The 8622-nt window shown below is 70.3% G+C and carries 8 protein-coding genes; 7 read left to right on the forward strand and 1 reads right to left on the reverse strand.

All coding sequences use genetic code 11. From position 1 onward, the window contains the following. Nucleotides 1-49: 49 nt before the first annotated feature. Nucleotides 50-1498, reverse strand: coding sequence for a gamma-aminobutyraldehyde dehydrogenase (locus tag ACFWWR_RS08090; protein WP_383861285.1), 1449 nt, complete (start codon nucleotides 1496-1498; stop codon nucleotides 50-52). 170 nt (nucleotides 1499-1668) lie between these two features. On the opposite strand from ACFWWR_RS08090, the gene ACFWWR_RS08095 reads away from it, so the two are divergent. From ACFWWR_RS08095 to ACFWWR_RS08125, 7 genes are all read left to right on the forward strand, one after another. Then, nucleotides 1669-2187 (forward strand): Lrp/AsnC family transcriptional regulator, encoded by a 519-nt coding sequence (locus tag ACFWWR_RS08095; protein ID WP_383861282.1) that lies wholly within the window; start codon nucleotides 1669-1671, stop codon nucleotides 2185-2187. Next, on the forward strand, nucleotides 2172-3551 hold the full coding sequence (locus ACFWWR_RS08100) for an aspartate aminotransferase family protein (protein ID WP_383861279.1): 1380 nt from the start codon (nucleotides 2172-2174) through the stop codon (nucleotides 3549-3551). Before ACFWWR_RS08095 ends, ACFWWR_RS08100 begins: the two co-directional genes overlap by 16 nt. 183 nt (nucleotides 3552-3734) lie before the next feature. Continuing rightward, entirely contained in the window at nucleotides 3735-4475 is a 741-nt protein-coding gene (locus tag ACFWWR_RS08105) for an ABC transporter ATP-binding protein (protein WP_384302532.1), read from the forward strand. Beyond that, nucleotides 4457-5983 carry a hypothetical protein gene (locus tag ACFWWR_RS08110; protein ID WP_384302534.1) on the forward strand — a complete coding sequence of 509 codons (1527 nt, stop codon included), beginning with the start codon at nucleotides 4457-4459 and terminating at the stop codon, nucleotides 5981-5983. The genes ACFWWR_RS08105 and ACFWWR_RS08110 overlap by 19 nt, the downstream gene beginning before the upstream one ends. A 106-nt stretch (nucleotides 5984-6089) precedes the next feature. After that, entirely contained in the window at nucleotides 6090-6506 is a 417-nt protein-coding gene (locus ACFWWR_RS08115; RefSeq protein WP_383861270.1) for a VOC family protein, read from the forward strand. 23 nt (nucleotides 6507-6529) lie between these two features. Continuing rightward, on the forward strand, nucleotides 6530-7651 hold the full coding sequence (locus ACFWWR_RS08120; RefSeq protein WP_383861267.1) for an LOG family protein: 1122 nt from the start codon (nucleotides 6530-6532) through the stop codon (nucleotides 7649-7651). 180 nt (nucleotides 7652-7831) lie between these two features. Then, the gene (locus tag ACFWWR_RS08125; RefSeq protein ID WP_384302536.1) at nucleotides 7832-8488 is read left to right on the forward strand and encodes an LAETG motif-containing sortase-dependent surface protein; all 657 of its coding nucleotides are present in this window, start codon (nucleotides 7832-7834) and stop codon (nucleotides 8486-8488) included. Nucleotides 8489-8622 lie beyond the last annotated feature (134 nt).

Raw genomic sequence — 8622 nt, forward strand, 5'->3', positions numbered from 1 at the left:
GCCCCGGACGGTCAACTCCCGTCCGGGGCCGCGCCGTACGCCGTACCGGCTAGCCGTCCAGCGACGTCATCACGTGCTTGATCCGCGTGTAGTCGTCGAAGCCGTACGACGAGAGGTCCTTGCCGTAGCCGGACTTCTTGAAGCCGCCGTGGGGCATCTCGGCGACCAGCGGGATGTGGGTGTTGATCCACACGCAGCCGAAGTCGAGCTTCTTGGACATCCGCATCGCGCGGCCGTGGTCCTTGGTCCACACGGAGGAGGCGAGGGCGTACTCGACGCCGTTGGCCCACTCCACGGCCTGGTCCTCGTCGGAGAAGGACTGGACGGTGATGACCGGCCCGAAGACCTCCTTCTGGATGATCTCGTCGTCCTGCTTGAGGCCCGAGACGACGGTCGGCGCGTAGAAGTAGCCCCTCTCACCGACCTGGTGGCCACCGGTCTCGACCTTGGCGTGCGCGGGCAGCCGCTCGATGAAGCCGGAGACCTGCTTGAGCTGGTTGGGGTTGTTGAGCGGGCCGTACAGGACGTCCTCGTCGTCCGGCTGACCCGTCTTGGTCTCGGCGGCGGCCTTCGCCAGCGCGGCCACGAACTCGTCGTGGATGGCCTCCTGGACGAGGACACGGGTGGCGGCCGTACAGTCCTGCCCGGCGTTGAAGAAGCCCGCGACGGAGATGTCCTCGACGGCCTTGGGGATGTCCGTGTCGTCGAAGACGACGACCGGCGCCTTGCCGCCCAGCTCCAGGTGGACCCGCTTGACGTCCTTGGCCGCGGACTCGGCGACGGACATGCCCGCCCGGACGGAACCGGTGATGGAGGCCATCGCCGGCGTCGGGTGCTCGACCATCAGGCGGCCGGTGTCACGGTCGCCGGTGATGACGTTGAAGACGCCCTTGGGCAGGATCGAGCCGATGATGTCGGCGATCAGGACCGTCGAGGCCGGGGTCGTGTCCGACGGCTTCAGCACGACCGTGTTGCCCGCCGCGAGCGCCGGGGCGAACTTCCACACGGCCATCATCATCGGGTAGTTCCACGGCGCGACCTGCGCGCAGACGCCGACCGGCTCGCGGCGGACGATCGAGGTCAGACCCTCCATGTACTCGCCGGCCGAGCGCCCTTCCAGCATCCGGGCCGCGCCCGCGAAGAAGCGGATCTGGTCGACCATGGGCGGGATCTCTTCGGAGCGGGTCAGCCCGATCGGCTTGCCCGTGTTCTCCACCTCGGCCGCGATGAGTTCCTCGGCACGCTCCTCGAACGCGTCCGCGATCTTCAGGAGGGCCTTCTGGCGCTCGGCGGGGGTGGTGTCGCGCCAGGCCGGGAAGGCGGCGGCGGCCGCCGCCATGGCGGCGTCCACGTCGGCCTGCCCGGACAGCGGCGCGGTCGCGTACGCCTCGCCCGTCGCGGGGTTGACCACCTCGGTGGTCCGTCCGTCGGCGGCGTCCCGGAACTCCCCGGCGATGTAGTTCCGTAGGGTGCGCAGCCCACGCAGCTCGGTGCTCACTGCCGGCCTCCTGTGTCGGGTCGAACTGTCCATTGACTGAGACACCCACCCTAATCCGCACGCCGACGTTTTCAACACCCCCACTCCCGTCAAGGCTGCGAAATCCGCAGGTCTCGGTCGCGTAAACAACGAATTTCATCGCCTCGACCTTGCGGAAGTGTCGAGACGTCGTGCACAGTGACGTCGTGGCCAGTCGAAGCGCAGACCCCAAGGACTCCCGCGAGTCCAGGAACGGCACCACCCCGCATCTGGATGCCGTCTCCCTCGCCATCATCGAACAGCTCCAGGAGGACGGCCGCCGGCCGTACGCGGCCATCGGCAAGGCCGTCGGCCTCTCCGAGGCGGCCGTGCGCCAGCGCGTGCAGAAGCTGCTCGACCAGGGCGTGATGCAGATCGTCGCCGTCACGGACCCGCTCACCGTGGGCTTCCGCCGGCAGGCGATGGTCGGCATTCACGTGGATGGTGACGTGGAGTCCGTGGCCGACGCGGTGACCGCCATGTCCGAATGCGAGTACGTGGTGATGACCGCCGGCTCCTTCGACCTGATGGTGGAGGTCGTCTGCGAGGACGACGACCACCTCCTGGACGTCATCAACAAACGCATCCGAGCCGTCCCCGGCGTGCGCTCCACCGAGAGCTTCGTCTACCTCAAGCTCAAGAAGCAGACCTACATGTGGGGAACCCGATAGCCGTGAGCAAGGACCTCAGCCAGACCGCGTACGACCACCTGTGGATGCACTTCACCCGCATGTCCTCGTACCAGAACTCCCCCGTCCCGACCATCGTCCGGGGTGAGGGCACCCACATCTACGACGACAAGGGCAGGCGCTACCTCGACGGTCTCGCGGGTCTGTTCGTGGTCCAGGCCGGTCACGGCCGCACGGAACTCGCCGAGACGGCCTTCAAGCAGGCCCAGGAGCTGGCGTTCTTCCCGATCTGGTCCTATGCCCACCCGAAGGCCGTCGAACTGGCCGAGCGCCTCGCGCACCACGCGCCCGGCGACCTGAACAAGGTCTTCTTCACCACCGGCGGCGGCGAGGCGGTCGAGACCGCCTGGAAGCTCGCCAAGCAGTACTTCAAGCTGACCGGCAAGCCCACCAAGTACAAGGTGATCTCCCGCGCGGTCGCCTACCACGGCACCCCCCAGGGCGCCCTGTCCATCACCGGCCTGCCGGCCCTGAAGGCCCCCTTCGAGCCCCTCGTCCCGGGCGCGCACAAGGTCCCGAACACCAACATCTACCGCGCCCCGCTCTTCGGCGACGACCCGGAGGCCTTCGGCCGCTGGGCCGCCGACCAGATCGAGCAGCAGATCCTCATGGAGGGCCCGGACACGGTCGCCGCGGTCTTCCTGGAGCCCGTCCAGAACGCGGGCGGCTGCTTCCCGCCCCCGCCCGGCTACTTCCGGCGGGTGCGCGAGATCTGCGACCAGTACGACGTGCTGCTCGTGTCGGACGAGGTCATCTGCGCCTTCGGCCGCCTGGGCACGATGTTCGCCTGCGACAAGTTCGACTACGTCCCGGACATGATCACCTGCGCCAAGGGCATGACCTCGGGCTACTCGCCGATCGGCGCCTGCATCATCTCCGACCGCCTGGCCGAGCCGTTCTACACGGGCGACAACACCTTCCTGCACGGCTACACCTTCGGCGGCCACCCGGTGTCGGCCGCGGTGGGTCTGGCCAACCTCGACCTGTTCGAGCGCGAGAACCTCAACCAGCACGTCCTCGACAACGAGGGCGCCTTCCGCGCCACCCTGGAGAAGCTGCACGACCTGCCGATCGTCGGCGACGTCCGCGGCAACGGCTTCTTCTACGGCATCGAACTGGTGAAGGACAAGCACACCAAGGAGTCCTTCAACGACGAGGAGACCGAGCGCGTCCTGTACGGCTTCCTGTCCAAGGCCCTCTTCGACAACGGCCTGTACTGCCGTGCCGACGACCGGGGCGACCCGGTCGTCCAGCTCGCCCCGCCGCTGATCTCCAACCAGGAGACGTTCGACGAGATCGAGCAGATCCTGCGCGCCACGCTCACGGAGGCGTGGACGAAGCTGTAGTCCTCCGGCGCTTCCGCGGCCCGCGTGCACCCGTACGAGTGAGAAGGGGTGCACCCGGGCCGCGTGCCGTCCGGCGTTCCGGTCCCGGATCCTTAGCGTGCCCTGTAACCGATCGGCCCTGCCTTCGTTCCCCCGCACGGGGGATCGGCACGGGAATTACGGATCTGAACGAGGTGTACGCCCATGGTGGCCCCGCCGGACAACGACGTGCTCTGGGCACGCGCCCTGCACTTCACCCACGACGACGGCTCGCCCGCGCTCAGCGGTGTCTCGCTCGGCGTCCGCGAGGGCGAGATCCTCGCCGTCAGCGGCCCGCGCGGCAGCGGCAAGTCGACCCTGCTGCGGTGCCTGTCCGGCCTGACCCCCGCACAGCGCGGGGAGGTCTGGTTCAACAGCGTGCCCGTGCACACCATGGCTCCGACGACCCGCGAGCGCCTGCGTCGCGACCGCTTCGGCTGGATCGACCCGGCCCCGGTGCTCGTCCCCGAGCTGAACGTCTGGGAGAACGCCGCCCTCCCCCTCATGCTGCGCGGCACCAGCCGCCGCCGCGCCAAGGCGGCCGCCCTGGAGTGGCTGGAGCGCCTCGACATCGGCGACTGCACCCGCAAACGCCCGCACGAACTGCGCCAGTCCGAACGCCAGCGGCTCTGCATCGCGCGGGCCCTGGCCCCCGCCCCGACGGTCCTGTTCGCCGACGAGCCGACCGCGCCCCTGCACCGCGCCGACCGCGCCCACGTGCTGCGCACGCTCACCACGGCGGCCCGCTCGCACGGCATCACGGTGGTGCTGGCCACGCACGACGTGGACACGGCGGCGCTCGCCGACCGCACGGTGTCCCTGCTGGACGGACGGCGCGTGAACACCGTCCACCTGCCACCGGTCGCCGAGACGGAAGGCCGGGCCACGTGCTCGCTCTCCGTCTGACCCGCGGCGCCCACCCGGCTGTCCAACTCCGGCGCCTCCTGGTGACGGCGGCCTCGGCCGGCACGGGCTTCCTCCTGCTCTGCACCCTCGGCTACGCGATGACCCACCCGGACGCACCGGCCGCCTCGGCCCTCCGCCTGGCCTGGTGCGCGACTCCCCTGGCCGCCACGGTCTACTTCGCGGTCGCCGTGGCCCGCACCGACCCCGCCACCAGGCCCCGCACCGGCCTCTCGGCCATCGGGCTGGGCCCGGCCCGCCAGATGGCGATGTCGGCGACGACGACGGCCCTCTCCTGCACGCTGGGCTCGATGCTCGCCCTCCTGTTCTTCCTCCACCTGCGAGGCGACCTGACGGGCATGCCCTTCGACGGCGCGGCATCGGAGTTCCTGGCGGCGAAGAACCCGCTGCCGCTGCCGGCCGCCCTCACCTTGCTGGCCCTGACACCGGCGATCGCGTCGGTGGCGGTCGGCTGGGTCCTGCGCCCCCGCGAGGACAGACCGGCATCGACACGCGCGGCAGGCAGGCCGTACGGCCGCTTCGTCCCGTACGGCAACACGACCGGACGGGAGACCTTCGGAGCGTACGGCCGCTTCGGATCCCGCCTGCGAGTCGCGGACAGCCGCCCCACACAGCCCGCGAGCGACCGGCCCACGCCGCCCGCGTCCGACCGCCCTCCACAGCCCGAGGACAATCGCGCCACGCAGCCCGCGAGCAGTCCGGCCGCACAGCCCGCAAGCAGTCCGGCCGCGCAGCCTGCGGGCAGTCGTGCCGCTGGGGCGGCACGGGTGGGCGCAGGCGGCACCCCGCAAGCGCGGGCAAGTGAAACCCACGCCCCAACACCGGCCCAGGACGCGCCCACCCCCGACCCGGACCCCAGTGCCCTCACCCCGGCCCCCCAGGAGGCCCCCCGAAACCTCCCCTGGGGCATCGCCGTACTGGCCGCAGGCCTGGCGGCAGAGGCATACGCCATCCGCACAGCCCCCGGTACTCCCGCCGCCATGCCCGACGGCCTGGCCAACCCCGGCCCGGCCTCCGTCCTCGTCGGCTGGATCCTCACCGCCACCGGCCTCGCCCTCGCCGGCCCCGGCCTCACCCACCTGTGCGGCCGCCTCCTCCAGACCGCCCGCCCCGGCGCCCTCCGCCTCCTCGCCGGCCGCGTCCTGATGGCGGAGGCCTCCCGCATCGGCCGCCCCCTCGGCGTCGTCTGCGCGGTGGCCTCGGGCACGTACGCCATGGCATCGCTGTACGACGGGGCCGAGCCCTCCCTCGGCCCCCTGACCGCCCTCGGCCTGCTCCTGGTGACCGGCTGCACGGTGGCGACCCTGCTCACCGCCGCCGTCGAGGCCAAGCAGGCCCGCGCCGACACCACGGCCGCACTGCTGCGGCTCGGCGCCCCCGCCACGACGCTGCGCAGTGCCGCCGCCCTCCGTGCCGGCGCGCTGCTGGCCCTGTTCGGCCCGCTCACGCTGATCGTCGCCGAGCTGGCGGCGCTGCCGCTGGCCCGCTGACAGGCCCCACCGAAAACGGCAGGAAAAAAATCTCCGTCGGCCGATGACTTCCGCCGGCACGCACCGTCTAACCCACCGAACACCACGCACCCGATGGGAGAGACCGATGACCTCGACGTACCAGCAGATGATCTTCGTGAACCTGCCCGTGAACGACCTCGACGCCTCGAAGAAGTTCTTCACGGAGCTGGGGTACTCGATCAACCCGCAGTTCAGCGACGACAACGCTGCCTCCGTGGTGATCAGCGACACCATCGTCGCCATGCTGCTCACCAAGCCGTTCTACGCGACCTTCACCAAGAAGGAGATCGCCGACGCCACGAAGACCAGCGAGGTACTGGTCGCGCTGAGCGCCGAGAGCCGCGAGAAGGTCGACGAACTGGTCGAGAAGGCCCTCGCCGCGGGCGGCTCCCCGGCCGGCGAGACCCAGGACCACGGCTTCATGTACGGCCGTTCCTTCGACGACCTCGACGGCCACACCTGGGAGGTCGTGTGGATGGACCCGTCCGCCATCGAGGGCTGAACCGATGTGCCTAGCATGGGCGGGTGCAGACGATGCCCGCCCATGCGGCCCACCACAACGACCGTGAGATCGAGAGCCTCGACGAGTTCGACGCGACCGTCTCGGCCCGTGCGACGCTCGCCGGATTCCGGGTCCAGGCCGTCGACCTGACGGACCGTACGCGGGAGTTGCTCAGCACGGACACGGCGGGTGCCGTCTTCCTCGGCTGCCCCATGCGCCAGGACGCGGCGGTCAAGGTCCGGGCGGACGGCGCGATGGTCTTCCCGCCCGTCCCCGACCTGCCGTTCAACCCGTACCGGGGCCTGCTCTACTCCCCCGACGACCTGTTCGCTTCCCTGCCGGACGGCTACGAGGCCACGCCCGACGCCCTGGCGTACGCCTGGTTCCAGCAGACCAAGGCCGACGGCGACATATACGCCTCGATGCTGCGCTCGATCCACGACGATTCCATCTCGGACGCCCTCGACGAACTCCTGCGCGGCACGCGGGTGGTGGGTGTCATGGGCGGCCACGCGATGGCGCGCGGCACGGAGGCCTACGCCGGTGCCGCGCGACTCGGCCGGGAGCTGGCCCGCGCCGGTTTCACGGTCGCCACCGGCGGTGGCCCGGGCGCGATGGAGGCTGCGAACCTCGGCGCGTACGCCGCCCCGTACGACGACGACATGCTGACGGAGTCGCTCCGACTCCTCGCCAAGGCGCCGAAGTTCACGCCGTCGGTCACCGAATGGGCGTCGGCCGCCTTCGAGGTGCGTGCCCAGTGGCCGAAGGGCGGCACCTCCGTCGGCATCCCGACCTGGTTCTACGGCCACGAGCCGCCGAACGCCTTCGCCTCCCACATCGCCAAGTACTTCGCCAACGCCACCCGCGAGGACGGCCTGCTGGCCCGCTGCACCGCGGGCGTGGTCTTCCTGCCGGGCGCCGCCGGCACCGTGCAGGAGATCTTCGACAACGCGACGCCGAACTACTACGAGTCGCGCGGCGAGCCCACGCCGATGGTCCTCGTGGACCGCGCCCACTGGACGGAACGGCTGCCCACATGGCCGCTTCTTCAGGCGCTCGCGCGGGAGCGGTCGATGGAGGCCCGCATCGCGCTGGTCGACCGGATCGAGGAGGCTCCGGGGGTGCTGAAACGTCTCGGTGGTTAAACAGAGGGCAAAGCAAACGCTTGTAGCCTGCATATGCGTTGACACTTCTTATGCAGCGCTTATAGACCTGTGAACCTCTAGAGGATGCTGATGTCACATCAACACCTCACCCACCCCCCGCAGTTGCGCAACTCGTAAAGGACAAAAGTGTCCATAACTCGCCGTACCGTCGCACGTTCCGTGCGCATCCTCGGTGTCGCCTCCGCCTCGGCCGCGCTCGCGCTCAGTGCCTCCGGCAGCGCGTTCGCCTGCAACATCAACGAGTTCTCCGCCGAAGCCAAGTGCCAGGGCGCCAAGGGCGTCATCACTGTCACCGACGTGGACCCCGCCGGTATCCCGGCCACCGTCACCGTGTTCCTCGAGAACAACGGTGCCGACGTCAAGAAGGTCGGCGAGCAGGTGGTCAAGGGCTCGCGCGAGGGCGTCACGATCACCTTCAAAGAGGACTGGCTGCCGAACGCCGAGTACCGCATCCACGTCAAGGCCGAGACCTACGTGGACGAGGACATCAAGCCCAACCTGACCACCCCGTCCACGGCCTGCAAGACCGAGGACACCCCGACGCCGACGCCCACCCCGACGCCGTCGGCGTCCGCCTCGACCCCGGCCGAGGAGACCATCACCCCGACCCCGTCGGCCTCGGAGAGCAGCAGCACCGCCCCGGCGGACACCGCGAGCAGCGCTCCGTCACCGGCGGCCGGTGAGTCGAACCTGGCCGAGACCGGCGCGAACTCCAACACCGGCATCATCGCCGGTATCGCGGCCGCCCTGGTCGCCATCGGCGGCGGAGCCGTGTTCTTCGGCCTGCGCCGCCGGGGAACGAACAGCACCCGCTGACCCTCCCGCACACCGCCGTGGGGCGCCCCCCCACACCCCAACACGCCGGCCACCCCCCCGGGCGACGAGCCCCGCCCCCCCCAACCACCACCCCCCCCCGGGCACAGACGAACGCCGGCAGCCACACCCCAACG

Origin of the sequence: Streptomyces sp. NPDC058678, from assembly GCF_042714835.1 — a bacterium.
GTDB lineage: Bacteria > Actinomycetota > Actinomycetes > Streptomycetales > Streptomycetaceae > Streptomyces.

Bases quoted from the DNA above. Each gene is read 5' to 3' on its own strand.
- ACFWWR_RS08115 (WP_383861270.1), top strand. From the start codon at position 6,090: ATGACCTCGACGTACCAGCAGATGATCTTCGTGAACCTGCCCGTGAAC.
- ACFWWR_RS08105 (WP_384302532.1), top strand. From the start codon at position 3,735: ATGGTGGCCCCGCCGGACAACGACGTGCTCTGGGCACGCGCCCTGCAC.